This is a genomic window from Streptomyces ochraceiscleroticus, from assembly GCF_000720485.1.
GTDB classification, from domain to species: Bacteria; Actinomycetota; Actinomycetes; order Streptomycetales; family Streptomycetaceae; genus Streptomyces; species Streptomyces ochraceiscleroticus.
The window spans coordinates 1-25,918 of record NZ_JOAX01000035.1; the positions used below are offsets into that span (position 1 = coordinate 1).

At 72.0% G+C, this 25,918-nt stretch carries 26 protein-coding genes and 1 pseudogene; 22 read left to right on the forward strand and 5 right to left on the reverse strand.

Translation table 11 applies throughout. The annotated features are described in order from the left end of the window. The 4 genes and pseudogenes from IG84_RS0132590 to IG84_RS0132605 all read left to right on the forward strand — a co-directional run. A pseudogene (locus tag IG84_RS0132590) lies at positions 1 to 133 on the forward strand (3-isopropylmalate dehydratase small subunit); the annotation flags it as partial. Positions 134 to 269: 136 nt separating this feature from the next. Continuing rightward, the gene (locus tag IG84_RS0132595) at positions 270 to 515 is read left to right on the forward strand and encodes an SCO5555 family protein (protein ID WP_030267010.1); all 246 of its coding nucleotides are present in this window, start codon (positions 270 to 272) and stop codon (positions 513 to 515) included. A gap of 125 nt (positions 516 to 640) precedes the next feature. Then, positions 641 to 1,321, forward strand: a complete 681-nt coding sequence (locus IG84_RS0132600) for an HU family DNA-binding protein (protein ID WP_031065373.1) — start codon at positions 641 to 643, stop codon at positions 1,319 to 1,321. 93 nt (positions 1,322 to 1,414) lie between these two features. Beyond that, a complete protein-coding gene (locus IG84_RS0132605; protein WP_031065376.1) occupies positions 1,415 to 1,618 on the forward strand; it encodes a hypothetical protein in 204 nt (67 codons plus the stop codon). Between the two features lie 87 nt (positions 1,619 to 1,705). Here the strand turns inward: IG84_RS0132605 and cofC are convergent, their stop codons facing one another. Further along, the gene (gene cofC, locus IG84_RS0132610) at positions 1,706 to 2,395 is read right to left on the reverse strand and encodes a 2-phospho-L-lactate guanylyltransferase (protein WP_211266549.1); all 690 of its coding nucleotides are present in this window, start codon (positions 2,393 to 2,395) and stop codon (positions 1,706 to 1,708) included. Positions 2,396 to 2,526: 131 nt separating this feature from the next. On the opposite strand from cofC, the gene IG84_RS0132615 reads away from it, so the two are divergent. The 3 genes from IG84_RS0132615 to IG84_RS0132625 all read left to right on the forward strand — a co-directional run bounded on the left by IG84_RS0132615 (position 2,527) and on the right by IG84_RS0132625 (position 5,749). Then, the gene (locus IG84_RS0132615) at positions 2,527 to 3,318 is read left to right on the forward strand and encodes a lysophospholipid acyltransferase family protein (RefSeq protein ID WP_031065381.1); all 792 of its coding nucleotides are present in this window, start codon (positions 2,527 to 2,529) and stop codon (positions 3,316 to 3,318) included. Further along, positions 3,315 to 4,316, forward strand: coding sequence for an NAD(P)H-dependent glycerol-3-phosphate dehydrogenase (locus tag IG84_RS0132620; RefSeq protein ID WP_031065383.1), 1,002 nt, complete (start codon positions 3,315 to 3,317; stop codon positions 4,314 to 4,316). The genes IG84_RS0132615 and IG84_RS0132620 overlap by 4 nt, the downstream gene beginning before the upstream one ends. A 296-nt stretch (positions 4,317 to 4,612) precedes the next feature. Next, positions 4,613 to 5,749 (forward strand): D-alanine--D-alanine ligase family protein, encoded by a 1,137-nt coding sequence (locus IG84_RS0132625; protein ID WP_031065386.1) that lies wholly within the window; start codon positions 4,613 to 4,615, stop codon positions 5,747 to 5,749. Positions 5,750 to 5,779: 30 nt separating this feature from the next. Here IG84_RS0132625 and IG84_RS0132630 read toward each other — a convergent pair whose 3' ends face one another. Both IG84_RS0132630 and IG84_RS0132635 read right to left on the reverse strand, forming a co-directional pair. Continuing rightward, positions 5,780 to 6,283, reverse strand: coding sequence for a DUF3515 domain-containing protein (locus IG84_RS0132630; RefSeq protein ID WP_031065390.1), 504 nt, complete (start codon positions 6,281 to 6,283; stop codon positions 5,780 to 5,782). An 8-nt stretch (positions 6,284 to 6,291) separates the two neighbouring features. After that, on the reverse strand, positions 6,292 to 6,525 hold the full coding sequence (locus IG84_RS0132635; RefSeq protein WP_030267036.1) for an Lrp/AsnC family transcriptional regulator: 234 nt from the start codon (positions 6,523 to 6,525) through the stop codon (positions 6,292 to 6,294). Positions 6,526 to 6,749: 224 nt separating this feature from the next. Between IG84_RS0132635 and IG84_RS0132645 the strand changes: the two genes are divergently transcribed. Together IG84_RS0132645 and thiD are read left to right on the forward strand one after the other, a co-directional pair. Next, a complete protein-coding gene (locus IG84_RS0132645; protein WP_030267042.1) occupies positions 6,750 to 7,718 on the forward strand; it encodes a thiamine-phosphate kinase in 969 nt (322 codons plus the stop codon). A gap of 50 nt (positions 7,719 to 7,768) precedes the next feature. After that, the gene (gene thiD, locus IG84_RS0132650; RefSeq protein ID WP_031065397.1) at positions 7,769 to 8,563 is read left to right on the forward strand and encodes a bifunctional hydroxymethylpyrimidine kinase/phosphomethylpyrimidine kinase; all 795 of its coding nucleotides are present in this window, start codon (positions 7,769 to 7,771) and stop codon (positions 8,561 to 8,563) included. Between the two features lie 167 nt (positions 8,564 to 8,730). On the opposite strand, the gene rpmB is transcribed toward thiD, so the two are convergent. Next, positions 8,731 to 8,916, reverse strand: a complete 186-nt coding sequence (gene rpmB, locus IG84_RS0132660; protein ID WP_030267048.1) for a 50S ribosomal protein L28 — start codon at positions 8,914 to 8,916, stop codon at positions 8,731 to 8,733. A gap of 259 nt (positions 8,917 to 9,175) precedes the next feature. On the opposite strand from rpmB, the gene IG84_RS0132665 reads away from it, so the two are divergent. The 10 genes from IG84_RS0132665 to mutM all read left to right on the forward strand — a co-directional run bounded on the left by IG84_RS0132665 (position 9,176) and on the right by mutM (position 19,171). After that, entirely contained in the window at positions 9,176 to 10,891 is a 1,716-nt protein-coding gene (locus IG84_RS0132665; RefSeq protein ID WP_031065399.1) for a DAK2 domain-containing protein, read from the forward strand. 66 nt (positions 10,892 to 10,957) lie between these two features. Then, positions 10,958 to 13,150, forward strand: a complete 2,193-nt coding sequence (gene recG, locus IG84_RS0132670; RefSeq protein ID WP_031065402.1) for an ATP-dependent DNA helicase RecG — start codon at positions 10,958 to 10,960, stop codon at positions 13,148 to 13,150. A 114-nt stretch (positions 13,151 to 13,264) separates the two neighbouring features. Beyond that, complete coding sequence (locus tag IG84_RS0132675) at positions 13,265 to 13,783, forward strand: hypothetical protein (RefSeq protein ID WP_031065404.1); 519 nt, start codon at positions 13,265 to 13,267, stop codon at positions 13,781 to 13,783. An 87-nt stretch (positions 13,784 to 13,870) separates the two neighbouring features. Continuing rightward, positions 13,871 to 14,506 (forward strand): 16S rRNA (guanine(966)-N(2))-methyltransferase RsmD, encoded by a 636-nt coding sequence (gene rsmD / locus IG84_RS0132680; protein ID WP_051862720.1) that lies wholly within the window; start codon positions 13,871 to 13,873, stop codon positions 14,504 to 14,506. A 26-nt stretch (positions 14,507 to 14,532) separates the two neighbouring features. Then, a complete protein-coding gene (gene coaD, locus IG84_RS0132685) occupies positions 14,533 to 15,012 on the forward strand; it encodes a pantetheine-phosphate adenylyltransferase (RefSeq protein WP_037801125.1) in 480 nt (159 codons plus the stop codon). 122 nt (positions 15,013 to 15,134) lie between these two features. Further along, a complete protein-coding gene (locus IG84_RS0132690; RefSeq protein ID WP_031065408.1) occupies positions 15,135 to 16,274 on the forward strand; it encodes a F0F1 ATP synthase subunit B in 1,140 nt (379 codons plus the stop codon). Positions 16,275 to 16,495: 221 nt separating this feature from the next. After that, positions 16,496 to 17,095 carry a YceD family protein gene (locus IG84_RS0132695; RefSeq protein WP_245654596.1) on the forward strand — a complete coding sequence of 200 codons (600 nt, stop codon included), beginning with the start codon at positions 16,496 to 16,498 and terminating at the stop codon, positions 17,093 to 17,095. Positions 17,096 to 17,097: 2 nt separating this feature from the next. After that, positions 17,098 to 17,271, forward strand: coding sequence for a 50S ribosomal protein L32 (gene rpmF, locus IG84_RS0132700; protein WP_028802425.1), 174 nt, complete (start codon positions 17,098 to 17,100; stop codon positions 17,269 to 17,271). A 19-nt stretch (positions 17,272 to 17,290) separates the two neighbouring features. After that, complete coding sequence (rnc, locus tag IG84_RS0132705; protein ID WP_031065413.1) at positions 17,291 to 18,091, forward strand: ribonuclease III; 801 nt, start codon at positions 17,291 to 17,293, stop codon at positions 18,089 to 18,091. A gap of 147 nt (positions 18,092 to 18,238) precedes the next feature. Continuing rightward, on the forward strand, positions 18,239 to 19,171 hold the full coding sequence (mutM, locus tag IG84_RS0132710; RefSeq protein WP_031065415.1) for a bifunctional DNA-formamidopyrimidine glycosylase/DNA-(apurinic or apyrimidinic site) lyase: 933 nt from the start codon (positions 18,239 to 18,241) through the stop codon (positions 19,169 to 19,171). Positions 19,172 to 19,541: 370 nt separating this feature from the next. On the opposite strand, the gene IG84_RS42715 is transcribed toward mutM, so the two are convergent. Continuing rightward, the gene (locus IG84_RS42715; RefSeq protein ID WP_031065418.1) at positions 19,542 to 20,552 is read right to left on the reverse strand and encodes a CAP domain-containing protein; all 1,011 of its coding nucleotides are present in this window, start codon (positions 20,550 to 20,552) and stop codon (positions 19,542 to 19,544) included. Positions 20,553 to 20,685: 133 nt separating this feature from the next. Between IG84_RS42715 and IG84_RS0132720 the strand changes: the two genes are divergently transcribed. From IG84_RS0132720 to IG84_RS0132730, 3 genes are all read left to right on the forward strand, one after another. Further along, positions 20,686 to 20,967 carry an acylphosphatase gene (locus tag IG84_RS0132720; protein WP_031065421.1) on the forward strand — a complete coding sequence of 94 codons (282 nt, stop codon included), beginning with the start codon at positions 20,686 to 20,688 and terminating at the stop codon, positions 20,965 to 20,967. Positions 20,968 to 21,349: 382 nt separating this feature from the next. Beyond that, positions 21,350 to 21,556 (forward strand): hypothetical protein, encoded by a 207-nt coding sequence (locus IG84_RS0132725; protein ID WP_030267089.1) that lies wholly within the window; start codon positions 21,350 to 21,352, stop codon positions 21,554 to 21,556. 291 nt (positions 21,557 to 21,847) lie between these two features. Continuing rightward, positions 21,848 to 25,717: an AAA family ATPase gene (locus IG84_RS0132730; RefSeq protein WP_031065424.1), complete on the forward strand. Its 3,870-nt coding sequence runs from the start codon at positions 21,848 to 21,850 to the stop codon at positions 25,715 to 25,717. The last annotated feature ends 201 nt before the right edge of the window (positions 25,718 to 25,918 follow it).

Below are 25,918 nucleotides of genomic sequence, written 5' to 3' on the forward strand. Positions count from 1 at the left end.
GCTGGACGAAAACGCCCGTTGGCGGCTGCTGGAGGGACTGGACGACATCAGCCTCACCCTCCGGGAGGAAGACTCCATCGCCGCATACGAGGCGAACAGGCCGCCCTTCAAGCCGCGTACAGTAGTGGCCTGACCTCGGGGTTTTCTGGCTGAAAGACATCTTGCATACGATGCGCTCCTTGCCACTTGGCAAGGGGCGCTTCGTCTTGTTGAGTGGCGTGTTGAGGCCCCGTGAAGCGACAACTCACCGCAGATGGCACAATTAGCGCATGGAACGCGACGGCCAACTGGAGCTCTACGGTCTCGTCGCCGACCGCCTCAAGGCCGCACACACACGAGTGCGGACACTGCAAGTCCCGGAGGGCGTACGGATGGCGCTGACCCGGAAGCTGCTTGTCATCACGGCTGCGGCGAAACACGATCTGGCCGGCGCGGCACGGCGTCTGGAGCGCTTCATGAACGACCTCGACGAAGGGCGTTATCCCGAAGACGTGGATGCCGACGGAACTCCGTGACGGTCGAGTTCGTTGCGGCACAAGGGTGATTAGCCCGTTTCGTGTTTGATTTGCGGTATATATCTGCCTAACGTGCGAAAAAGCTTGAACACATTCGTTCCAGCAATGTCTCCGAAGGGGAAGACGTGAACAAGGCGCAGCTCGTAGAAGCCATTGCCGACAAGCTCGGCGGACGTCAGAACGCCGCGGACGCGGTCGACGCGGTCCTGGACGCCATCGTCCGTGCCGTGGTCGGCGGCGACCGTGTTTCGGTCACCGGATTCGGTTCGTTCGAGAAGGTCGACCGCCCGGCCCGTTACGCCCGTAACCCGCAGACGGGTGAGCGGGTGCGGGTGAAGAAGACCTCCGTGCCGCGTTTCCGCGCCGGACAGGGCTTCAAGGACCTGGTCAGCGGCTCGAAGAAGCTCCCGAAGAACGACGTGGCCGTCAAGAAGGCCCCGAAGGGCAGCCTTTCGGGCGGCGCTTCCACCCGCACGACGGCCAAGGCCGCGGCCAAGAAGGCCACCGCCAAGAAGTCGGCGGCGAAGAAGACCACGGCGGCGAAGAAGACCACCACCGCCAAGAAGGCCACGCCGGCGAAGAAGACGACCGCCGCCAAGAAGGCCACCACCGCCAAGAAGGCCACGCCGGCCAAGAAGACCGCCACGGCGAAGAAGGCCACGCCGGCCAAGAAGGCCACCACGGCGAAGAAGGCCACGGCCAAGAAGACCGCCCCGGCCAAGAAGACCACGGCGAAGAAGGCCCCGGCCAAGAAGGCCACCGCCCGCAAGACCACCGCCAAGAAGACCACCGCCCGCAAGCGCTGACCCTCCGGCGGCGAACCTCGCGACGGGCCGGGCTCCCCAGGGGAGCCCGGCCCGCGGTGCGTTGCCCGGACCCCTCCCGTTTAGGCTCTGACCATGCAGGCCACCGCATACACCTACGACGCCGAGCGCCGCACGGGCAGCGTGCTGCTCGACGACGGCACCCCGCTGCCCTTCGACACCGCCGCCTTCGACGCGGGCGGCCTGCGGCTGCTCCGCCCCGGCCAGCGGGTCCGCATCGACGTGACGGGCGAGGGCGAGGAGCGCCGGATCACCCTCATCACGCTCCAGACGTTCTGACGGCCGGGAGCAGGGCCCCGGCGGCCGCCCAGGCACCCGAAGCGCCTGCGGCCCCGCTCAGGCCCCTGGAGAGCGCCCCGGCCCCGCTCAGGCCCCCGGAGCGCCCAGCGCAGCGATTCCCGCCGAGATGGCCGCCGTATGGCGGGCCGTCCGCGCCCCCACGCCCAATTCCAGCGCCGCCCGGAGATCCTCCGGAGTGTCCACGTCCTGCCGCACGGACCGCACGCCGGACAAGGTGATCTCCTGAGCGCCCGAGTCCCTGTGCCGGGCCCGTGAGGCCCCGCCGAAAGCCGGGGCCAATTCCGCCCCCGGCGCCGCGGTCAGCAGCGTCGTCCCTATTTCCGCCGCATCCGCGAGAAATGCGCGCGGAAATTGCGCGGCCGAGGCGAGCACCCGTTCCAGTTCCGCCGGGCGCAGCGCCGGGAGATCCGCATTGAGCGCCGCCACCGCGGCACCGGGACGGCACGCCCGTACGGTGTGCGCGCCGTACGCGATCGCGGGATTCAGCCCCGCCGCCGGTACATCGGCCACGATGCGCGCCCCGAGGGCAGCGAGAGCCTCACCGGCCCCCGGATCATCCGTGACAACCGCCACATCCCGCACCACCGGGCATTTAAGCGCCGCAGCCACCGTGTCCAGGGCGAACGCCAGCGCCAGCCGGGGCCGGAAACGCGCGTCCGCCGCAGCGGACAGCCTGCTCTTAGCCCGCACCAGCGGTTTCAGGGGCACCACCAGGCTCCACACCGCATCCGCTCCTTCTTCTCGCATCGGCAGCATTGTCACCCGCTGCCGCCGCCCGCAGCAGGGCGCGGAGATACGGTGTCCTCGACAGACCGGGTACCGGGGGCGACACTTGTGCGGCTGCCGGGTCGCCGCAGCTCAGCAGGTCCCATTAGGAGGGTGTCCGAGTGTCCCGCCACAGAATCGGCTTCTGGTACCGCCTCGCAGCGGTCATCGCAAAACCGCCGCTCGTGGTGCTGTTCAAGCGGGACTGGCAGGGAATGGAGCACATTCCCGCCGAGGGCGGATTCATCACCGCGGTCAACCACAACTCGTATCTCGACCCGCTCTCCTACGCGCACTATCAGTACAACACCGGACGGGTCCCGCGATTCCTCGCCAAGAGCGGCCTCTTCAAGGGCGGCTTCGTCGGCGCGGTCATGCGCGGAACGGGACAGATCCCGGTCTACCGCGAATCCACCGACGCGGCCACCGCGTTCCGGGCCGCCGTGGACGCCATCAACAGGGGCGAGTGCGTCGCCTTCTACCCCGAGGGCACCCTCACCCGGGACCCCGACATGTGGCCCATGCAGGGCAAGACCGGCGCCGCCCGCGTCGCACTGCTCACCAAGGCGCCCGTCATCCCGGTCGCCCAGTGGGGCGCCAACGAGGCGATGCCGCCGTACGCCAAGGAGAAGAAGCTCCGCCTCTTCCCGCGCAAGACGCTGCGCGTGAAGGCGGGCCCGCCGGTCGACCTGGCCGAGTTCTACGGCCAGGAGCCCACCGCCGAGGTGCTGCGCGCCGTCACCGACCGCATCATGGCCTCGGTGACCGGCATCCTGGCCGAGGTCCGCGAGGAGCCCGCGCCGGCCGAGCCGTACGACCACCGCAAGGCCCGCGCCGAACAGCGCCGGAAGAACCAGCAGATGCGGCAGCGGGACAAGACGCCCGGCCCCACTCAGGAGGATGAAGGCAAGTGACGCGCTGCGCCGTCTACGGCACGGGGTCGTGGGGCACCGCATTCGCGATGGTGCTGGCCGACGCGGGCTGCGAGGTGACCCTGTGGGGCCGCCGCGCCGAGCTCGCCGAGGCCATCAACACCGGCCGCACCAACCCCGACTACCTCCCGGGCGTGGAGCTGCCGCAGACCGTACGGGCCACCGCCGACCCCGCCGAGGCCGCCGCCGGCGCGGAGTTCACCATCCTCGCCGTGCCGTCCCAGACGCTGCGCGCCAACCTCGCCGACTGGTCGCCCCTGCTGCCCTCCGACACCGTCCTGGTGTCCCTGATGAAGGGCATCGAGCTCGGTACGGCCAAGCGGATGAGCGAGGTCATCGAAGAGGTCGCCAAGGTGCCCGCCGAGCGGGTGGCCGTGCTGACGGGCCCGAACCTCGCCAAGGAGATCGCCGCCCGGCAGCCCGCCGCCGCCGTCGTCGCCTGCACCGACGAGGCCGTCGCGACCCGCCTGCAGGCCGCCTGCCACACCCCGTACTTCCGCCCGTACACCACCACCGACGTGGTGGGCGCGGAGCTGGGCGGCGCGGTGAAGAACGTCATCGGCCTCGCGGTGGGCATCGCGGGCGGCATGGGCCTGGGCGACAACGCCAAGGCGTCGCTCATCACCCGCGGCCTCGCCGAGACCATGCGGCTGGGGCTCGCGCTGGGCGCGGACCCGGCCACGTTCGCGGGGCTGGCGGGCATGGGTGACCTGGTCGCCACCTGCTCCTCGCCGCTCTCCCGCAACAACACCTTCGGCCAGAACCTGGGCCGCGGCATGAGCCTCGACGAGACCATCGCCGTCACCAAGCAGACCGCCGAGGGCGTGAAGTCCTGCGAATCGGTGCTGGACCTGGCCCGCCGGCACGGCGTCGAGATGCCCATCACCGAGACGGTGGTGAGCATCGTCCACGACGCCAAGCCGCCGCTGGTGGCCCTGAAGGAACTGATGTCGCGCTCGGCGAAGCCGGAGCGGCACTGAACCACCGGTTGTCCACAGGCCCTGACGGCCGCGCGCCGTGAACCGCCCGTTGTCCACAGGCCCCGACGGGCATGAGCCGTGCGCGCTACCTTCACGACATGCCGCTTCTGGGCGGCATGTGTGGTGGAGGTGGGGGAGGGGCCTTGGCCACGGTGCGGAAGTTCTCCGAAGTTCTCCCGCTGGTCTGGGGAGAGGGAGGGGCCCTGCCAGGGAACGCGGGGGCGTGGCCCATTGAAGCGCCCCACACCCCCCAAGACATTCGCATCCGCCGTACCAACAGGTAGTCTCGGTCCGATATGAGCAGCGAGACCTCCTCCCAGAAGCCCCGCGTCGCCGTCGTGTTCGGCGGGCGCAGCTCCGAGCACGCCATCTCCGTGGTCACCGCGGGCGCCGTCCTGAGCGCGATCGACCGCGAGAAGTACGACGTGCTGCCGATCGGCATCACGACGGACGGCCGCTGGGCGCTGACCGCCGACGAGCCGGAGCGGATGGCCATCACGGACCGGAAGCTGCCGAGCGTGGCGGAGCTGGCCGAGTCCGCCGACGGCGCCGTGGTCCTGCCGGTCGACCCCACCAGCCGTGAGGTCGTCTACAGCGAGCCCGGCCAGGTACCGAAGGCGCTCGGCGACGTCGACGTGGTCTTCCCCGTCCTGCACGGCCCGTACGGCGAGGACGGCACCCTCCAGGGCCTCCTGGAGCTGTCCGGCGTGCCCTACGTGGGCTCCGGCGTGCTCTCCTCGGCCGTCGGCCAGGACAAGGACTACATGAAGCGGGTGTTCGCCTCCTTCGGGCTGCCGGTCGGCCCGTACGAGGTCATCCGCCCGCGCGAGTGGGAGCAGGACCCCGCGGCGGCGCGGAAGAAGATCGTGGACTTCGCTGGCGAGCACGGCTGGCCGCTGTTCGTGAAGCCCGCCCGGGCCGGCTCCTCCATGGGCATCTCCAAGGTCGACGACCTCGCCGGGCTGGACGCGGCCGTCGAGGAGGCCCGCCGCCACGACCCGAAGATCCTGGTCGAGTCGCTGCTGAGCGGCCGGGAGATCGAGTGCGGCGTGCTGGAGTTCGAGGACGGTCCGCGGGCCAGCGTCCCGGCCGAGATCCCGCCGGTCACCGCGCACGACTTCTACGACTTCGAGGCCAAGTACATCGACTCCGCCACCGGACTGGTGCCCGCGCCGCTCACCGAGGAGCAGACCGCGCGCGTCCAGGAGCTGGCCGTCGAGGCGTTCGAGGCGGCGTCCTGCGAGGGCCTGGTGCGCGCCGACTTCTTCCTGCAGGACAACGGCGAGTTCGTCATCAACGAGATCAACACCCTGCCGGGCTTCACGCCCATTTCGATGTACCCGCGGATGTGGCAGGAGTCCGGGGTGAGCTACGCCGAGCTGGTGGACCGGCTCATCCAGGCGGCGCTGCGGCGCTCCACGGGCCTGCGCTGAGCCTTCGCGGCGGCCGGTCGGGGGCGTGTTCTACACGACCCCGACCGGGACGGTCTTCTTCACGGCCGACGCGAGGTCGGTGAGGACATCGACTTCGGGCGCGTACTTGCCCGGCACGGTCACCTCGACGTTCGCGCGGCGCAGCACGGTCGTGAAGCGGTAGCCGTCGTCCTGTTTCTCGAAGAGCCACTCGACGCCGTTGATTTCCGCGGCGTCCTGCAGCGGGTTGTAATGTTCATTACCAGGCTTCAGTACGTCGGGCTCCGGCACGCCGCAGCGCAGCTGTACGGCGGGCTCGCCCCACACGGCGGTGAAGTCGGAGACGGGATCGGCGGTCCGCCGCTTCAGACCGTCCACGGCGTCGGGCAGTTTCCCGTGCAGCGCCCGGCAGAGCCGGGCCTGCTCCCCCTTCGGGGCGGGAACCGCCACGCTCGCCGAATCGTCGGACGGGGCACAGCCCGCCACTGCGATCAGCACGGCGAGCAGCGGCGGAGCGAGCGACCGGCCTGGCGAGGATTTCACCCGGCCGAGCATACGGGGGACTAGATATGAACCACCGGGCAGGTCAGGGTGCGCGTGATGCCGTCCACTTGCTGGACTTTGGCGACCACCATGCGGCCCAGATCATCGACCGTGTCAGCCTGGGCACGCACGATCACGTCGTAGGGACCGGTCACGTCCTCGGCCTGGATCACGCCGGGCAGTTTGGCGATCACTTCGGCGACCGCGGACGCCTTGCCGACCTCGGTCTGGATCAGGATGTACGCCTGTACCACGGGACCTCCAGGGCGGCTTCGAGGATCATGTGGGAAGAAGGGACGCCACGGTACCGCGTCGCCGAGCGGAGCGGGGAGACCCGCGCGGTGTACGCGGTGAACAGTTCGCGGCCGCCGGCGCGGAACGCGTCATCCGGAGCGCGGCCGTCCGGGAACGCGGCTTCGGCCGTGCGCGACGCGTCAGTGGAGTACGGAAGGTCCGTACGCATGGGAAGGGCAACAGCATGAAGGGCACCGTCGGCGAGTTGGGGGAGTTCGGCCTCATCAGAGAGCTGACCTCGCGGCTCACCTCCACCCCGGCCGTACGCATCGGACCGGGCGACGACGCCGCCGTGGTCACCGCGCCGGACCGCCGGGTGGTGGCCAGTACGGACGTACTCCTCGAAGGGCGGCACTTCCGCCGCGACTGGTCCACCGCCTACGACGTCGGCCGCAAGGCCGCCGCCCAGAACCTCGCCGACATCGCCGCCATGGGCGCGGTCCCCACCGCCATCCTGCTCGGCCTCGTCGTCCCCGCCGAACTCCCCGCCACGTGGGCCACGGAGCTGATGGACGGGCTGCGCGACGAGTGCCAGGTCGCGGGCGCCGCCGTGGTCGGCGGCGACGTCGTACGCGGCGAGATCATCACCGTCGCCATCACCGCCCTCGGCGACCTGCGCAACGCCGAGCCGGTCACCCGGGGCGGCGCCCAGCCCGGCGACGTCGTCGCGGTCACCGGCTGGCTCGGCTGGTCGGCGGCGGGCCACGCCGTCCTCACCCGCGGCTTCCGCTCCCCGCGCGCCTTCGTGGAGGCGCACCGCAGGCCGGAGCCGCCGTACCACGCGGGCCCCGCGGCCGCCGGGCTCGGCGCGACCGCCATGACGGACGTCAGCGACGGCCTGGTCGCCGACCTCGGGCACATCGCCGAGGCCAGCAAGGTCCGCATCGACCTGCAGTCCCAGAAGATCGACGTGCCCTCGCAGATGGCCGACATCGGTACGGCGTGCGGCGTGGACCCGCTGCAGTGGGTGCTCTCCGGCGGCGAGGACCACGCGATCGTCGCGACCTTCCCGCCGGACGTGAAGCTCCCGGCCCGCTGGAAGGTCATCGGAGAGGTACTCAACCCCTCCGCGCTGCCCCAGGTGACGGTGGACGGCGCGCCCTGGACCAAGGGCGGCTGGGACCACTTCGGCGACGACGACGTGGTCGGCTAGCCCGGGGGCGACCCGACAGGCCGGATCCGGCGGTCGATTAGATTCGGGGCATGCACACACCACCCCGCGTCCTGACCGTCGCAGGCTCCGACTCCGGCGGCGGCGCCGGCATCCAGGCCGACCTGAAGACGATGCTGGCGCTCGGCACGCACGGCATGAGCGTGCTGACCGCCGTCACCGCGCAGAACTCCCTCGGCGTCCAGGGCGCCTGGGAGCTGCCCGCCGAGGCGGTGACGGCCCAGTTCCGCAGCGTCGTGGACGACATCGGCGTCCAGGCGGTCAAGACCGGAATGCTCTCCTCGCCCGAGCTCGTGGAGACGGTGGCGGGGCTGCTCGCGGACGTGGACGCCCCGGTGGTCGTCGACCCGGTCGGCGTCTCCAAGCACGGCGACTCGCTGCTCGCCGCCACGGCCCTGGACGCGGTCCGTACGAAGCTGCTGCCGACCGCGACCGTCGCCACCCCCAACCTGGACGAGGTGGCTCAGCTCACGGGCGTACAGGTCCGGGAAGAGGCCGATATGCGGCGGGCGGCCGCGGCGGTCCTGGCCCACGGCCCGCGCTGGGCGCTGATCAAGGGCGGCCACCTGGCGTCCTCGGACGAGGCGGTGGATCTTCTCACCGACGGCGATCAGGAGCACTGGCTGCGCGCCCCGCGCCACGACAACCGGCACACGCACGGCACGGGCTGCACGCTCGCCAGCGCGATCGCCGCCCGGCTGGCGCACGGCGACACCGTTCCGGAGGCCGTCACGGCGGCGAAGGAGTACGTCACGGGCGCGATCGCGGCCGGCTTCCGGCTGGGCGGCGGGATCGGGCCCGTCGATCACGGGTGGCGGCTGCGCTGAGTACGTCAGCGGGGGCGGCCCCTCGTGGGTACGCCCCCGCCCGCGCGGCTCACGGACGAGCCGCCGGACAAGCTGCCGGACAAGCTTCCGGGCAAACAGAAAAGCCGGCCCACCCTGAGGTGGACCGGCTTCAAGGCAACCGGCAGAGGCTGCGCCACGACGTAACGTCAGCGCGCGACCTTGCCGGCCTTGATGCACGAGGTGCAGACGTTGAGCCGCTTCGGCGTGCGCCCGATCACAGCGCGCACCGTCTGGATGTTGGGGTTCCAACGACGGTTGGTGCGGCGGTGCGAGTGAGAAACGCTCTTGCCGAAGCCCGGCCCCTTGCCGCAGACGTCGCAGTTGGCAGCCACGGGTCACTCCAAAGACTTCAGATGCACTTACGGTAATTCCCAGCGCGCCGAGTGCATTGAACGACAAGCGGTGCCGGGAGGGGAAAAGACCCGATTCGCATCGGGCAACCGGAGCAGCATACAACGACCGCTCCCGCCCTACGAAACTACCATGACCGCCCGGGGGCCCCGCCCGAGCACCCGTCCCGTCCGCCGCTACCCTGCGGTGCACTGCCTGCCCCGACCGGGGAGGACATACGGCGACCGAGGAGGACGCACGGTGCCGCACACGCTCGACGCGACCGCGGTCCGCGCATGGTGCGGGCTGGCCCTGGAGGCGCTCGGCCGGGACCGCGAGCGGATCGACGCGATCAACGTCTACCCCGTCGCGGACGGTGACACCGGCACCAACCTCTACCTGACCGTGGAATCCGCCGCCCGCGCGGTCGACGCCGCCTTCGACGGGCACGCCGCCTCCGGTACGGAGCCCGGCCTCGCCGACGCCATCGGCGCGATGGCGCACGGCGCGCTCATCGGGGCGCGCGGCAACTCCGGCACCATCCTGGCGCAGCTCCTGCGCGGCATGACGGAGGTACTGGCGGCGGCCCCGGGGCCGGCCCCGGCGTCCGGTACGGCGGAGCGTGACGGAGAGCACGGGGCGGCCGCGGTACTGGCGCGTGCGCTGCGGCGGGCCGCGGCGTCCACGTACGAGGCGGTGGCGCACCCCGTGGAGGGCACGGTCCTCACCGTGGCGACGGCCGCCGCCGACGCCGCCGAGGGCGCCGTGCCGGCCGGCGGCGTGGTGGCGGTGGCCCGTGCGGCCCACGAGGGCGCCAGGAAGGCGCTGGACGCCACCCCGGGGCAGCTCGCGGTCCTCGGCAGGGCCGGCGTGGTCGACGCGGGCGGCTGCGGCCTGGTCGCCGTCCTGGGCGCGCTCGCGGACGCGCTGTCCGGGGAGCGCACGGCAGCGGCCGGCGGCGTACGGATCGCCGTGGGCGCCCCCGCCTACCGGGGCGGCACGGACCCCGCCACGGTCGTCACCGAGGCCGGCGGCTGCGGCGCCGACGAGCACGCGGCGGCCGACGGCCCCGCCTTCGAGGTGATCTACCTCCTGGAGGCCGACGACGGGGCCGTGGCCCGGCTGCGCACCCGGCTCGACGGGCTCGGCGACTCCCTGGTGGTGGTCGGCGGGGACGGCCTGTGGAACGTCCATGTGCACGTGGACGACGCGGGCGCGGCTGTCGAGGCGGGCATCGAGGCGGGCCGCCCGTACCGGATCCGCATCACGCACTTCGCGGGCGCCGAGGCCGCCCGGGGCCCGGCTCCGGAGCGCGCGGAACGGGCCGTGGTCGCGGTGGTACCGGGAGACGGGCTGGCCGGGCTGTGCGCCGCGGCCGGCGCGACCGTGGTCTCCGTACGCCCCGGGGAGCCGCCCGCCAGCGGCGAGCTGGTCCAGGCGATCCGGCAGGCGCACGCCCGCGAGGTGGTGCTGCTGCCGAACGACGCCGACCTGCGGCACACGGCCGCCGCCGCGGCCGGCCAGGCCCGTACCGAAGGCGTGCGCGTCGCCGTGATCCCCACCCGGGCCGCGGTCCAGGGCATCGCGGCGCTGGCCGTCCATGAGTCCGGCCGCACGTTCGACGAGGACGTGGTGGCGATGACCTCGGCGGCGGGCGCGACCCGGTACGGCGAGCTGACGGTCGCCGAGCGGCAGTCCTGGACCATGGCCGGGGTCTGCCAGGCCGGGGACGTGCTGGGGCTGGTGGACGGCGATGTCGCGGTGATCGGTACGGACCCGGCGGCCACCGCCCTCGACGTACTGGACCGGATGCTCTCGGCGGGCGGCGAGATGGTCACCCTCGTGTGCGGCGCGGACTTCTCCCAGGGCCTGGCCGACCGCCTCGAACGCCACGTACGCGAGCGTCATCTGGCGGTGGACACGGTGGTGTACGCCGGGGGCCAGCAGTCGTCGCTGCTGCTGATCGGCGTGGAGTAGCCGCCGGGGGAGGCCCGTTCGCCGGTCCTCCCGCCGGTTGTCAGTGGCGTGGTGTGCAATGGACCCGTGCTGGATGAACCACTGAAGAAGATCCTCGGCGGCACCACCGCGAAGGTGCTGGCCGAGCACCTCGGCCTGCACACGGTCGGCGATCTGCTGCACCACTACCCCCGGCGGTACGCCGAGCGCGGCGAGCTGACCACCCTCGCCGACCTCCCGCTCGACGAGCACGTCACGGTCGTCGCGCGGGTCGCCGACGCCCGGGTGCACACCTTCAACCACGGCCGCGGCCAGCGCCTGGAGGTCACGCTCACCGACGGCAGCGGCCGGCTGCAACTGGTCTTCTTCGGCAAGGGCATCCACAAGCCGCGGCACGACCTCCTCCCGGGCCGCCGCGCGATGTTCGCGGGCAAGGTCTCGGTCTTCAACCGCAAGCTCCAGCTCGCCCACCCCGAGTACGAACTCCTCGCGGGCGAGGGCGGCGACGACGCCGTGGACGCGTTCGCGGGCCGGCTCCTGCCGATCTATCCGGCGGCCCAGAAGATGCCGTCCTGGAAGATCGCCAAGGCGGTGGACGCGGTGCTGCCCAACGCCCGGGACGCGGCCGACCCGCTGCCGCCCGCGCTCCGCGAGGGCCGCGGCCTCGTCCCGCTCCCCGAGGCCCTCCTCAAGGTCCACCGGCCCGCCACCAAGGCCGACATCGACGACGCCCGGGCCCGCCTGAAGTGGGACGAGGCATTCGTCCTCCAGGTCGCCCTCGCCCGCCGCCGCTTCGCCGAGACCCAGCTCCCGGCCGTCCCCCGCCCGCTGACCGAGGACGGCCTGCTGGACGCCTTCGACGCCCGCCTCCCCTTCACCCTCACCGACGGCCAGCAGAAGGTCAGCCGCGAAATCTTCGACGACCTGGCCACGGACCACCCGATGCACCGCCTCCTGCAGGGGGAGGTGGGCAGTGGGAAAACGATGGTCGCCCTGCGGGCCATGCTTGCCGTGGTGGACACCGGTGGGCAGGCGGCGATGCTGGCGCCGACCGAGGTGCTGGCGCAGCAGCATCACCGCTCGATCACGGAGATGATGGGGGAGCTGGCCGAGGGCGGGATGCTCGGCGGCGCCGAGCACGGTACGAAGGTCGTGCTGCTGACCGGCTCGATGGGCACGGCCGCGCGGAAGCAGGCGTTGCTGGACCTCGTGACGGGCGAGGCCGGGCTGGTGATCGGCACGCATGCGCTGATCGAGGACAAGGTGCAGTTCCACGACCTGGGGCTGGTCGTGGTGGACGAGCAGCACCGGTTCGGCGTGGAGCAGCGGGACGCACTGCGCTCCAAGGGCAAGCAGCCGCCGCATCTGCTCGTGATGACCGCGACGCCCATTCCGCGGACGGTCGCGATGACGGTCTTCGGCGATCTGGAGACGTCCGTACTGGACCAGTTGCCGGCCGGGCGGTCGCCGATCGCCAGCCATGTGGTGCCGGCCAAGGACAAGCCGCACTTCCTGGCGCGCGCCTGGGAACGGGTGCGGGAGGAGGTCGAGGGCGGACATCAGGCGTATGTGGTGTGCCCGCGGATCGGTGACGAGGAGGAGCCGAAGGGCGCGAAGAAGAAGGCGCAGGGGGACGGGGAGGAAGCCGCGGAGGAGGCCGAGAAGCGGCCGCCGCTGGCCGTGCTGGAGGTCGCCGAGCAGTTGGCCAAGGGGCCGCTCGCGGGGCTGCGCGTGGAGGTGCTGCACGGGCGGATGCAGCCGGACGACAAGGACGACGTGATGCGCCGGTTCGCCGCCGGCGAGGTGGATGTGCTGGTGGCGACGACCGTCATCGAGGTGGGCGTGAACGTACCGAACGCCACGGCGATGGTGATCATGGACGCCGACCGGTTCGGCGTCTCGCAGCTCCATCAGCTGCGCGGGCGGGTGGGCCGTGGTTCGGCGCCCGGCCTGTGCCTGCTGGTGACGGAGATGTCCGAGGCGAGCCCGGCGCGGGCCCGGCTGGGCGCCGTGGCGAGCACGCTGGACGGCTTCGAGCTGTCCCGGATCGACCTGGAGCAGCGGCGCGAGGGCGACGTCCTGGGGCAGGCGCAGTCCGGGGTGCGCTCCAGCCTCCGGATGCTCGCGGTCATCGAGGACGAGGACGTCATCGAGGCGGCCCGGGAGGAGGCGACGGCGACCGTGGCCAACGACCCGGAGCTGGCCGGACTGCCCGAGCTGCGGGGCGCGTTGGACGCCCTGCTGGACGCCGATCGGGAGAGCTACCTGGACAAGGGGTGAGGGGCGCGGGTGCGCCCGGCGGAGGCCGATTGTCAGACCCTCCTGGGAGGATGGACACAGTCCGGGCCGATCCGGGAGTGGTTGGCCGCAGTTGGACCACTGGGGGGCTGTTTCATGGCATTCCGGCATCTGAACGAACTGCCGCTGGGCAACAAGATCTTCCGGATCGAGCTGGTCAGCGACGACGACGCGACCGTCACCCTCACCGTCACCGGCTGGCAGGAGGACTCCCCGGAGGCCCTGCTCGCCTCCGGCGCGCTCACCCTCCCCCTGACCGAGATCCCGCCGCTGCGTATCGCGCTGAACCGCGCCCTGCGTGCGCTTGCTCTCGTCGCCGACGTGGCCGAGCCGATACCGGACCGCGATGTCCTGCGTGAGCTGTTCCCCGGCCACGGCGCCCCCTGGGTGCCGCAGCACGAGGAGGACCTCACGCACCGCTTCCATGCCGGTGAGACCATCGCCCGCATCGCCGCCCGCTTCGGCCGCACGCCCGATTCGGTCCGGACGAAGCTGCGCGAGCTCGGCCACGACCCGCGCCGCCCGGAGTACTGCCCGCCGGACGGCTGCCTGTCCTGGTCCCGCTATGCCTCGCCCGCTCTGGTGGGCGCGGTCGAGGAGGCGGAGCGCGGCTGACCGGCGGGGGACGCCATATCGTGGTGGTGCGGGGCCGGGCTCGGCCCCGCACCACCACAGAACCGCACAGCTGAGGACGAGAATCGTATGACCCGCGTGATCGCCGGCGTGGCCGGCGGCCGGCGCCTGGCCGTGCCGCCCGGCACGGGCACCCGCCCGACCTCCGACCGGGCGCGCGAGGGCCTGTTCTCCACCTGGGAGGCGCTGGACGGCCCGCTGACCGGCGCCCGGGTGCTGGATCTGTACGGCGGCTCGGGCGCGGTCGGGCTGGAGGCGCTCTCCCGGGGCGCCGCGGCCGTGCTGCTGGCCGAGGCCGACCCGAAGGCCGCCCGCACGATCCGCGAGAACATCCGCAGCCTCGGCCTCCCGGGCGCCGAATTCCGCGCCGCGAAGGCCGAGCAGGTCGTCGCGGGGCCGGTCTCCGGCGAGCCGTACGACCTCGTTTTCCTGGATCCGCCGTACGCCGTCACCGACGACGATCTTCGCGAGATCCTCCTCACACTCCGCTCCCAGGGCTGGATCACGGGCGACGCGCTCGCCACCGTGGAGCGCAGCACCAGGGGCGGAGAATTCCGCTGGCCCGACGGATTCACGGGCCTGCGGTCCCGCCGCTACGGCGAGGCCACGCTTTGGTACGGTCGCGCCGCTTCGACGTGCGAGGACGCCGACGGGAACGCCGGCGACCGCCCTGCCGGGAGCGCCACGTCGGCAAGCGAGTCATGACCGGATCGGAGAGCGAGGAACCTCAAGTGCGCCGTGCCGTCTGTCCGGGGTCGTTCGACCCCATCACCAACGGGCATCTGGACATCATCGCCCGGGCCTCCAAGCTCTACGACGTGGTCCACGTCGCCGTGATGATCAACAAGTCCAAGCAGGGCCTGTTCACGGTCGAGGAGCGGATCGAGCTGATCCGCCGGGCGACCGCCGAGTACGGCAACGTCGAGGTCGAGGCGTTCCACGGCCTCCTCGTCGACTTCTGCAAGCAGCGTGACATTCCGGCCATCGTGAAGGGCCTGCGCGCGGTCAGCGACTTCGACTACGAGCTGCAGATGGCCCAGATGAACAACGGCCTCTCGGGCGTCGAGACCCTCTTCGTCCCGACCAACCCGACCTACAGCTTCCTCTCGTCCAGCCTGGTCAAGGAGGTCGCGGCCTGGGGCGGCGACGTCTCCCACCTGGTACCGGACTTCGTCTTCGAAGCCCTGACGGAGCGCCTCGGGGAGAAGTGACGCGGGAAGCGGCGGAGGGCCGTCCGGCTGACGGTACGTCAGTGGGTGTCGGCGCGTGGGCGGGTGGCCGTACAGTCGGTCCCGTTCCGTCGTTTCATCCCCCAGAGAGTGGCGAGCCCCCAGTGGACGTGCAGAAGAAGCTCGACGAGATCGTCGAGACCGTCGGCCATGCCCGGTCCATGCCCATGTCGGCCTCCTGCGTGATCAACCGCGCGGAGCTGCTGGCGATGCTCGAAGAGGTGCGGGCCGCGCTCCCGGGGTCCCTCGCGCAGGCGCAGGAGCTGCTCGGCGGGCGCGAGCAGATGGTCGAGGACGCCCGCGCCGAGGCGGAGCGGATCATCGAGAGCGCGCACGCCCAGCGCGGCTCGCTGCTCTCCGAGACCGAGCTCGCCCGGCAGTCCCAGGAGGAGGCCGACCGCATCCTCGCGGAGGCCCGCCGGGAGGCCGAGGAGATCCGCGCCGAGGCCGACGACTACGTCGACAGCAAGCTCGCCAACTTCGAGGTCGTCCTGACCAAGACCATCGGGTCCGTGGACCGGGGCCGCGAGAAGCTCCTCGGCCGCGGTCCGGGCCTGGACGAGGCGGGGTACGCGGACGCCGAGGCGCCCGAGCGCAGCGCCGACCCGGAGACGCTGCGGCAGCGCGCTGACGCGTACGTGGACGCCAAGTTCGGCGCCTTCGAGGCCGTGCTCACCAAGACCCTGGAGGCGGTCGGGCGCGGCCGCCAGAAGCTGCTCGGGGCGCAGCCCAGCGACGAGCTCGCCGCGGCCTTCGCCGCGCACACGGACCCCACGACGGGCCTGCCGCAGTCCGGCGACGCCGAGTACCTCGCCGACCTCGCCGCCGCCCAGCAGCCCGCCGCGCCCCAGGCGCCCGCCGCACAGCCCGGCGACCAGCCCACGGGACAGCCGGCCGGACAGCCCTTCGTGCAGCCGGGGCCGGAGCCCGCGGCGCCGCAGCAGCAGGACTACTACGCCACGGCGGGCTACGGCCAGGACGCGTACGGCTACCAGCAGCCGCAGCAGTACGCCCAGCAGCAGGACCCTTACGGCTACGGCTGGCAGCAGCAGGCCCCGCAGCAGGGGTACGACCCCGCCGCGTACGTCCCGCAGCAGGCCCAGCAGCCGCAGCAGTTCCCGCACGGCGAGCAGCAGCAGCCCCAGCAGCACGGTCAGCAGCCCGCCGCCCTGGACGAGACCAGCCTCTTCGACACCAGCATGATCGACCTCGACCAGCTCCGGCAGTACGAGCAGGGGCACTGACGCACGCAGGTCCGGCGGCGCTCTCGCGCGCAGGGCGGGCGGTGCCGGGGGCGCCGGCCGCGGATTGGGTCAATCGCGACCCGTCCAGTATCCTGGCTGTTCGGTCGCGCATACGTCCGCGATCTGTGCTGCCCGACGACCGCCCCGTGCGGCGCGGGCAGTCGTACCGCCGTAGAAAGCAGGAAGCCATCAACGCCCGCCTCGACCACCGTTCTCCGCTCGTGTTCGATACACGCGAGCTGGGCCGGCGTCCCGGTGCGATGAAGAAGGTGTCCCGCTCCGTCGAGGCCCCCTCGGACCTCGGCAACGAGGTCATCGGAGTGCCCCAGGGCGCGCCGGTGGAGCTCGACCTCCGCCTGGAGTCGGTCATGGACGGGGTGCTTGTCACAGGCACCGCCCGTGCATCCGTGACAGGGGAGTGCGTAAGGTGTCTGGAGCCGCTCGAGCGTGAGCTCGACGCGGACTTCCAGGAGATGTTCTCCTACCCCGACGCCGATGCCCGGGTCCGCGAAGCGGACGCAGGCGACGACGCCGAGGACGAGGAGGACACCCTCTTCCTCGAGGACGACCTGTTCGACCTCGAACCCGTGCTGCGCGATGCGGTGGTGCTCGCACTGCCGATGCAGCCGGTGTGCCAGGACGACTGTCCGGGCCTGTGCTCCGACTGTGGAGCCCGGCTCGCTGACGACCCGGACCACCATCACGATGCCGTCGACATCCGTTGGGCGGCACTGCAGGGACTCGCCGGATCCATCCAGGACGGCGAGAAGGACAACATGGGCGGCGCCGATGCGGGCGTCGACGAGAAGCAGGAGAAGTAGCCGTGGCTGTTCCGAAGCGGAAGATGTCGCGCAGCAACACGCGCCACCGCCGGTCGCAGTGGAAGGCTGCGGTCCCCACCCTGGTGGCGTGCGAGCGCTGCCACGAGCCGAAGCAGCAGCACATCGCGTGCCCCGCTTGCGGCACCTACAACAAGCGCCAGGTCCTCGAGGTCTGAGCGGCTGGTGACGGGCTCTATGTCAGACGCTGATTCGTCGAAGAACTCCTCGAAGACTCCGTCTGCGGACACGGCCTCGTCCCACACGCTTCTGGAAGGGCGGCTCGGGTACAAGCTCGAGTCCGCCCTTCTGGTGCGTGCGCTGACGCACCGCAGTTACGCATACGAGAACGGCGGGCTGCCCACCAACGAACGGCTGGAGTTCCTCGGGGACTCCGTCCTGGGCCTGGTGGTCACCGACACGCTGTACCGCATCCACCCCGACCTGCCCGAAGGCCAGCTGGCCAAGCTGCGGGCCGCGGTGGTCAACTCGCGTGCGCTCGCCGAGGTGGGCCGCGGCCTGGACCTCGGTGCCTTCATCCGGCTCGGCCGGGGCGAAGAAGGTACCGGCGGCCGGGACAAGGCATCCATCCTCGCCGACACACTCGAAGCGGTCATCGGCGCGGTCTACCTGGACCAGGGCCTCGACGCGGCCTCCGAACTGGTGCACCGCCTGTTCGACCCGCTGATCGAGAAGTCCTCCAGCCTCGGCGCCGGCCTGGACTGGAAGACCAGCCTCCAGGAACTGACCGCAACCGAAGGACTCGGGGTCCCGGAATACTTGGTCACGGAGACCGGCCCGGACCACGAGAAGACCTTCACTGCTGCCGCCCGCGTCGGTGGTGTCTCGTACGGCACCGGCACCGGCCGCAGCAAGAAGGAAGCCGAGCAGCAGGCGGCGGAGTCCGCCTGGCGGGAGATCCGCGCGGCGGCGGACGAGGCGGCCAAGGCCGCCACGGAAGCCACCACGCAGGCCACCACCGGCGGTCCCGCGAGCTGAATGCGCGCCGCGTGCCTCGCGCACGCGGGTCCCCGCCCGACCACCCCTTCACGGGGGCAGGACGGGCGGGGTTTCCTTTTCCCGGCGCCTGGAACCCGCTCGGTCACAGCGTCCCCACCGGACACATCCGCCTCCCGAGGAGATCCCTTGCCCGAGCTGCCCGAGGTCGAGGTCGTACGGCGCGGTCTGGAGCGCTGGGTCAGCGGCCGGACGATCGATACCGTGGAGGTCCTGCACCCGCGGGCGGTGCGCCGCCACACGGCGGGCGGCGCGGACTTCGCCGCACAGCTCGCCGGCCACCGCGTGGGCGAGGCCCGCCGCCGCGGCAAGTACCTCTGGCTCCCGCTCGCCGGCGACCTCTCGGTCCTGGCCCACCTGGGCATGAGCGGTCAGCTCCTGGTCCAGCCGCAGGACGCGCCCGACGAGAAGCACCTCCGCGTCCGCATCCGCTTCACGGACGCGGTGCACGTTCCGGACGACACCGCCGGGGTCCCCGGCGCCGCGCCGGCCGCCGATCTCCCGGCGGACACCGTCGACACCGAACTCCGCTTCGTCGACCAGCGCACCTTCGGCGGTCTCTCCCTCCACCCCACCGTGCCCGGCGACCCCGACGGCCTCCCCGACGTGATCGCCCACATCGCGCGCGACCCCCTCGACGCGGCCTTCGACGACGCCGCGTTCCACGACGCGCTGCGCCGCCGCCGTACGACGATCAAGCGCGCGCTCCTGGACCAGTCCCTGATCAGCGGCGTCGGCAACATCTACGCCGACGAGGCGCTGTGGCGCGCGAGACTCCACTACGACCGCCCCACGGCCACCCTCACCCGCCCTCGCACCACCGAACTCCTCGGCCACGTCCGCGACGTCATGACCGCGGCCCTCGCCGTCGGCGGCACCAGCTTCGACAGCCTCTACGTCAACGTCAACGGCGAGTCCGGCTACTTCGAACGCTCCCTGGACGCGTACGGCCGCGAGGACGAGCCCTGCCGCCGCTGCACGACCCCGATCCGCAGACGACCGTGGATGAACCGCTCGAGCTACTACTGCCCGCGCTGCCAGCGGGTGCCGCGGGTGCGGTAGCTGCCCGGTTTCTCGGGGCGCGGGTCGAAGACGCGCACGGCCGCCCGGTCAGGGACCGGTGTGGAACCACCCGCCAGTGACCGTGGCGTACACGGGTTGCCGGGCGGTCTTCCCTGGTCAGGTACACCTGACGCGCGTAGTCGGTACAGATGGGCACGAGCTGGGCGCCGCAGTCGCATTCCAGTGGGGCGCTGTCCGGGTCCGCCGGGTCGCCGCTGCCCTCCAAGGGTGGCCAGAACGTTGGCCGCCCTGTCCATGCAGGCGCCGCAGAGCAGGCCGCGACGACCGACGAGTTCGCGTTCGCCACGCTGGGCCACCGACAGCGCGCTTGCTCTGCGGGGCGGGGGAGACGGCGGAGGCAGTAGGGACGTCAGAAGCCGAAGTCCTGGGTCCACCAGGGGCCCGTCGGGGAGCGGTGGAGGCCCACGCCGAGGGTTCGGTAGGTGCAGTTGAGGATGTTGGCGCGGTGGCCGGGGCTGTTCATCCAGGAGTCCATGACGGCCTCGGGGGTGGTCTGGCCGCGGGCGATGTTCTCGCCGCCGAGGCCGGTGACGCCGGCGGTCTTCGCGCGGTCCCAGGGGGTGGCGCCGTCCGGGTCGGTGTGGGCGAAGAAGTCGCGGCGGGCCATGTCCTTGCTGAACCTCTGTGCCAGGCGGGTGAGGTCCGGGTCCGTGGTGAGCGGCGCGCAGCCCGCCTTGTCGCGTTCCTTGTTGACCAGGGAGAGGACCCGGGCGGAGGCCGAGGAGGGGGAGGAGGGGGCTGGGTTCGTCGCGCGGGGGCTGGCGGGGGAGGAAGCGCCGGGGCGGGTGGTTTTGGGGCGGTTGCCGTCGTTGGTGGACGTACCGGCGTCGGGGCTGTCGGCCCCGGCTCCGGACGTGCCGCCGGGCGAGGTGTCCTTGCCGGGTGCGCCGCCCGTCGGGCCGGATGAGGTGCCTGTGGGAGGGGACGCGCTGGAGGAGGGGGCCGCGCCGTCGGGCGCGTCAGGACGGCCGGCGCCGCGGTCGGCCGGGAGGGGGGAGCGCGCGGCCGCGGTGGTGGTCGGGTCCGGGAGGGCGCCGGTGGTGACCCGGCCGTCGGGGCCGGCCGCGCGGCCCGGATCGTACGGGCCGTTCCCCGGCAGCAGACCCGCCGAGACGGCTACGGCACCCATCGCCAGCGCTGCCGACACGCCCAGCAGGCCGGTCCGTACGGGAGCGGTGCGGAGGATGCCACCGGGACGGAAGGGGCCAGGGAGGCCGAGCGCCCTGCCGGAATGGAGTCCGCCGCCCGATGGGCCGGCGAAACGCAGCGGCGCGGCCGGGCGGCGGGCGCGGTGGCGGCCCGTGGCGGGTTCGGCGGCCGGCGCTCCGGGTACGGGAGCGGTGCGTCGGTGGCGGCCCATCCCAAGACTTCCTTCCGTCCGCGACGTCGGATGTGAATCACTCGTACGAGTGACCTGTGATGCCGCGTGACCTTACGGCACGACGTATGGGGCCGAAGTGCTTGCTGAGCAATTGGCCGGTTAGCGTGCACACATGAACGAAGATGTCCGTCTGACGGCCTGGGTGCGCGGCCGTGTGCAAGGTGTCGGCTTCCGATGGTTCACCCGGGCCAACGCGCTGCGCATCGGTAGGCTCGTCGGCTTCGCCATCAATCGGGAGGACGGCCGCGTCCAGGTCGTGGCCGAGGGCCCCCGGGAGCGGTGCGAGGAGTTGCTGGAGTGGCTGCGTACCGGGGACACGCCCGGCCGGGTCGACGGTGTGAGTGAGATTTGGGACACGCCGCGAGGCGGGTACGACGGCTTCGCGATTCGCTGACGAGGGGGCGCCGACCGGCTCTCCGGGCCGTCCGCGACCCGCGCCATGACGTGTCGCGGGCACCTGCTGGAGGCAGAAACCGCCTGGTGGTTGCCAATTCCGCCGACCCGTGGAAGGCTGCGGCAGTAAGGATGATCTCCACGCCCCCGGGGCCGTTTCCGGAGCGCCGCCGCGAGTCTTCAGCAGGCGTGCGCGCTCACGAGCCCTCGGATACGGGGCGTGATCGTGTTGACCGTCAATCCATTTGGTGAGACTCTGGAATCCCCGCGCACCTTAGCTGTTTGGCATTGCGTAGACCAACGAATGACAGACACCGCGGGTGCGATTCCCTCACGACCCACCACCGCTTCGGTCGGTCACTCAGTGTGGAGGACCATCCATCATGGCAAAGGCGCTTCTCGGTTACGTCGGCGGCTCCGACCCCCGAGTCCTCGCCGAGATGCGACGGCTTCAGCAGCGCGTTCAGGATCTGGAATCCGAGCTTGTCAGGATCCAGGCGGAGAACGACGCGCTGTCCGCTGCCGCACGTCACGGCGACCGGCTGCTCGACAGCATCGACGTACCCCAGGCGGAGCCGGCGCTCACCTGACCCTCGCCCCAAGGGACGGTCGGGCTGAAACGACAGCCACTTGAGGCACCGCTCTATGAAGATTCAAGGGACGCTTCGGCGTCCCTTCGTCGTTCACGTCCCCGCTTCCCGGCGACCTCTTACCGCTTACCGTCTGATGTGCCCTGCACATTCCGTGGCGAAACCGAAAAGGTCCGGGCACGGCAAGAGGTGCCGGCCGCGGACCGCTCATACGAGCGCCCTCGCCGCGGCGCGCCAGGCCCGGTCGGGACGACCACGGTCATAGGCGCGCGAAAGGTAGAGTCCAACGGCGTGCACCTCAAGAGCCTGACCCTGCGAGGATTCAAGTCCTTCGCGTCCGCCACCACGCTGCGCTTCGAGCCCGGCATCACCTGCGTCGTGGGCCCCAACGGGTCCGGCAAGTCCAATGTGGTGGACGCGCTCTCCTGGGTCATGGGCGAGCAGGGCGCGAAGTCGCTGCGCGGCGGCAAGATGGAGGATGTCATCTTCGCCGGGACCACGGGCCGCCCGCCCCTGGGCCGCGCCGAGGTCTCCCTCACGATCGACAACTCCGACGGCGCGCTGCCCATCGAGTACGCCGAGGTCACGATCACGCGGATCATGTTCCGCAACGGCGGCAGCGAGTACCAGCTCAACGGCGACACCTGCCGGCTGCTGGACATCCAGGAGCTGCTGTCGGACTCCGGCATCGGCCGCGAGATGCACGTCATCGTCGGGCAGGGCCAGCTCGACGGCGTACTGCACGCCGACCCGATGGGCCGCCGCGCCTTCATCGAGGAGGCGGCGGGCGTCCTGAAGCACCGCAAGCGCAAGGAGAAGGCGCTGCGCAAGCTGGACGCGATGCAGGCCAACCTCGCACGCGTCCAGGACCTCACCGACGAGCTGCGCCGCCAGCTCAAGCCGCTCGGCCGGCAGGCCGCCGTCGCCCGCCGCGCCGCCGTCATCCAGGCCGACCTGCGCGACGCCCGGCTGCGGCTGCTCGCCGACGACCTGGTCACGCTGCGTGAGGCGCTCCGTACGGAGATCGCCGACGAGGCCGCGCTGAAGCAGCGCCGGGAGGCCACCGAGGCCGAGCTGAAGGAGGCGCTGCGGCGCGAGGCGGCGCTGGAGGAAGAGGTACGGACGCTGACGCCGCGGCTGCAGCGCGCCCAGCAGACCTGGTACGAGCTGTCGCAGCTCGCGGAGCGGGTACGCGGCACGATCTCGCTCGCCGACGCGCGGGTGAAGAGCGCGCAGACCGCGCCCCCCGAGGAGCGGCGCGGCCGCGACCCGGAGGAGATGGAGCGCGAGGCGGCCCGCATCCGGGAGCAGGAGGCGGAACTGGAGGCCGCGCTGGAGGCGGCGACCCGGGCGCTGGACGACATGGTCGAGCACCGTGCGGAGCTGGAGCGGCAGCTCCAGGACGAGGAGCGCCGGCTGCGGGACGCCGCGCGGGCCATCGCCGACCGGCGCGAGGGCCTGGCCCGGCTGCACGGCCAGGCCACCGCGGCCCGCGGCCGGGCCGCGTCCGCGCAGGCGGAGATCGACCGGCTGACCGAGTCGCGGGACGCGGCGCAGCAGCGCGCGGAGGCGGCCCAGGAGGAGTACGAGCAGCTCAAGGCCGAGGTCGACGGGCTGGACGCGGGCGACGAGGAGCTGGCGGAGCAGCACGAGCGGGCGAAGGAGGAGCTGGCCGAGGCGGAACGCGCGCTGACGGCGGCCCGCGAGGCGCTGACCACGGTGGAGCGCAAGCGCGCCGCGACCGCGGCGCGGCACGACGCGCTGGCGCTGGGGCTGCGCCGCAAGGACGGTACGGGTGCGCTGCTGGCCGCCGCCGACCGGCTCGGCGGACTGCTCGGTCCGGCGGCCGAGCTGCTGACCGTACAGCCGGGGTACGAGGTCCCGGTCGCGTCGGCGCTCGGCGCGGCGGCCGACGCGATCGCCGTCGCGGACCCGGCGACCGCGGCGGAGGCCATCCGGCTGCTGCGCAAGCAGGACGCGGGCCGCGCGGTCCTCCTTCCGGCGACGCCGGCGGACCGGCCGCTGACCGGGACGGCGGGGGAGGAGCGATCCCTGGTGGGGACGCCGGGGGACACAGCGCTGCATGACGGGGCGACAGGAAGCCCCGTACCGCCCGGGACTGATGTCACGTCACCGGCCGGGAGTGACGTCACGTCAGCGGCCGGGACTGACGGTGCGTCGGGAGGCGATCGGACCGCCGGGGCGCCCGAGGACACCCCGTACAACGAAGCGCACACCGACACCGACAGCCCCGCGATTCCGGGTGCGCGCAGCGGGCCGGGCGCCGGCGCCGCTGCCCCCGAAGACCCGCGCGACGGCACCGCCGCAGCCTCCGTACCCGCCGCGCGTACCCCCGACGGGCCGCCCGCTGCCGCCGAACTGGTCGACGGGCCCGCCGAGTTGCTGCCCGCGGTGCGGCGGCTGCTGCGCGATGTCGTCGTGGTGAGCACGCTGGAGGACGCCGAGGACCTGGTCGCCGCGCGGCCCGGTGTGACCGCCGTGACCGCCGAAGGCGACCTGCTCGGGGCGCACTTCGCGCAGGGCGGGTCGGCCGGGGCGCCGAGTCTGCTGGAGGTGCAGGCGTCCGTCGACGAGGCGGCGGCGGAGCTGGCGGAGCTGGGCGCGCGCTGCGAGGAGCTGGCGGAGGAGCAGCGGCTGGCCGCCGAGCGGCGGGCCGAACGGGCCGCGCTGGTCGAGGAGCTGGCGGAGCGGCGGCGCGTGGCCGACCGCGAGAAGTCGCAGGTCGCGCAGTCGCTGGGGCGGCTCGGCGGGCAGGCCAGGGGTGCCGCGGGCGAGGCCGAGCGGTCGGCTGCCGCGGTCGCCAAGGCCGAGGAGGCGCTGGCGCGGGCCACCGAGGAGGCCGAGGAGCTGGCGGAACGTCTCGCCGTTGCCGAAGAGGACCCCGGCGAGGAGGAGCCCGATACCTCCGTACGGGACCGGCTCGCCGCCGACGGGGCCAACGCCCGGCAGACCGAGATGGAGGCGCGCCTCCAGGTCCGTACGCACGAGGAGCGTGTGAAGGGGCTCGCGGGACGGGCGGACGGGCTGGACCGGGCGGCGCGCGCCGAACGCGACGCGCGGGCGCGGGCCGAGCAGCGGCGCGCCCGGCTGCGTCACGAGGCGCGGGTCGCCTCGGCGGTCGCGGACGGCGCGCGGCAACTGCTCGCGCATGTCGAGGTCTCGCTCGTGCGGGCCGAGGAGGAGCGGGCCGCGGCCGAGCAGGCGAAGGCCGAGCGGGAGCAGGCGCTGGTCGCCGAGCGGTCCCAGGGGCGGGAGCTCAAGGACGCGCTGGACAAGCTGACGGACTCGGTGCACCGGGGCGAGGTGCTGGGCGCCGAGAAGCGCATGAAGATCGAGCAGCTCGAGACCAAGGCGCTGGAGGAGCTGGGCGTCGAGCCGGCCGGTCTGGTCGCCGAGTACGGCCCCGACCAGCTCGTACCTCCGTCACCGGCCGCCGAGGGCGAGGAGCTGCCGGAGGATCCGGAGCATCCGCGCAACCAGCCGGTGCCGTTCGTGCGGGCCGAGCAGGAGAAGCGGCTCAAGGCCGCCGAGCGCGCGTACCAGCAGCTCGGCAAGGTGAATCCGCTGGCGCTGGAGGAGTTCGCGGCGCTGGAGGAGCGTCACAAGTTCCTCAGCGAGCAGCTCGAGGACCTGAAGAAGACCCGCGCCGATCTGCTGCAGGTCGTCAAGGAGGTCGACGAGCGAGTCGAGCAGGTGTTCACGGAGGCGTACTGGGACACGGCCCGCGAGTTCGAGGGCGTCTTCGCGCGGCTGTTCCCGGGCGGCGAGGGCCGGCTCGTGCTGACCGACCCGGACAACATGCTGACCACCGGCGTGGATGTGGAGGCGCGGCCGCCGGGCAAGAAGGTCAAGCGGCTCTCGCTGCTCTCGGGCGGCGAGCGGTCACTGACCGCGGTGGCGCTGCTGGTGTCGATCTTCAAGGCGCGGCCGAGCCCGTTCTACGTGATGGACGAGGTCGAGGCGGCGCTGGACGACACCAATCTGCAGCGGCTGATCCGGATCATGGTGGAGCTGCAGGAGAGCTCCCAGCTCATCGTGATCACGCACCAGAAGCGGACGATGGAGGTCGCGGACGCGCTCTATGGCGTGTCCATGCAGGGCGACGGTGTATCGAAGGTCATCAGCCAGCGACTGCACTGAGGCGCTGCGCATGGGTGGGAACACGGGTGGGAACACGCGTGTGGGCCGCCGACCTGCAGCGTTCGCGGCAGTGTTCACAACATGAACTCAACATGAGGCTGCTAGCCGACAGTGACGGGGTAAATCAATTCCGTACCTCCTATTGACTTAGAAACTTGAAGGCATAGTCTCTGCAACGTTGCTTTTACCTTCAAGTGGTGC

Coding starts and splice junctions, on each gene's coding strand:
- IG84_RS0132595 (WP_030267010.1), top strand. CDS start 270: ATGGAACGCGACGGCCAACTGGAGCTCTACGGTCTCGTCGCCGACCGC.
- IG84_RS0132605 (WP_031065376.1), top strand. CDS start 1,415: ATGCAGGCCACCGCATACACCTACGACGCCGAGCGCCGCACGGGCAGC.
- cofC (WP_211266549.1), bottom strand. CDS start 2,395: ATGCTGCCGATGCGAGAAGAAGGAGCGGATGCGGTGTGGAGCCTGGTG.
- IG84_RS0132625 (WP_031065386.1), top strand. CDS start 4,613: ATGAGCAGCGAGACCTCCTCCCAGAAGCCCCGCGTCGCCGTCGTGTTC.
- IG84_RS0132630 (WP_031065390.1), bottom strand. CDS start 6,283: ATGCTCGGCCGGGTGAAATCCTCGCCAGGCCGGTCGCTCGCTCCGCCG.
- IG84_RS0132645 (WP_030267042.1), top strand. CDS start 6,750: ATGAAGGGCACCGTCGGCGAGTTGGGGGAGTTCGGCCTCATCAGAGAG.
- thiD (WP_031065397.1), top strand. CDS start 7,769: ATGCACACACCACCCCGCGTCCTGACCGTCGCAGGCTCCGACTCCGGC.
- IG84_RS0132675 (WP_031065404.1), top strand. CDS start 13,265: ATGGCATTCCGGCATCTGAACGAACTGCCGCTGGGCAACAAGATCTTC.
- rsmD (WP_051862720.1), top strand. CDS start 13,871: ATGACCCGCGTGATCGCCGGCGTGGCCGGCGGCCGGCGCCTGGCCGTG.
- rnc (WP_031065413.1), top strand. CDS start 17,291: ATGTCAGACGCTGATTCGTCGAAGAACTCCTCGAAGACTCCGTCTGCG.
- IG84_RS42715 (WP_031065418.1), bottom strand. CDS start 20,552: ATGGGCCGCCACCGACGCACCGCTCCCGTACCCGGAGCGCCGGCCGCC.
- IG84_RS0132720 (WP_031065421.1), top strand. CDS start 20,686: ATGAACGAAGATGTCCGTCTGACGGCCTGGGTGCGCGGCCGTGTGCAA.
- IG84_RS0132725 (WP_030267089.1), top strand. CDS start 21,350: ATGGCAAAGGCGCTTCTCGGTTACGTCGGCGGCTCCGACCCCCGAGTC.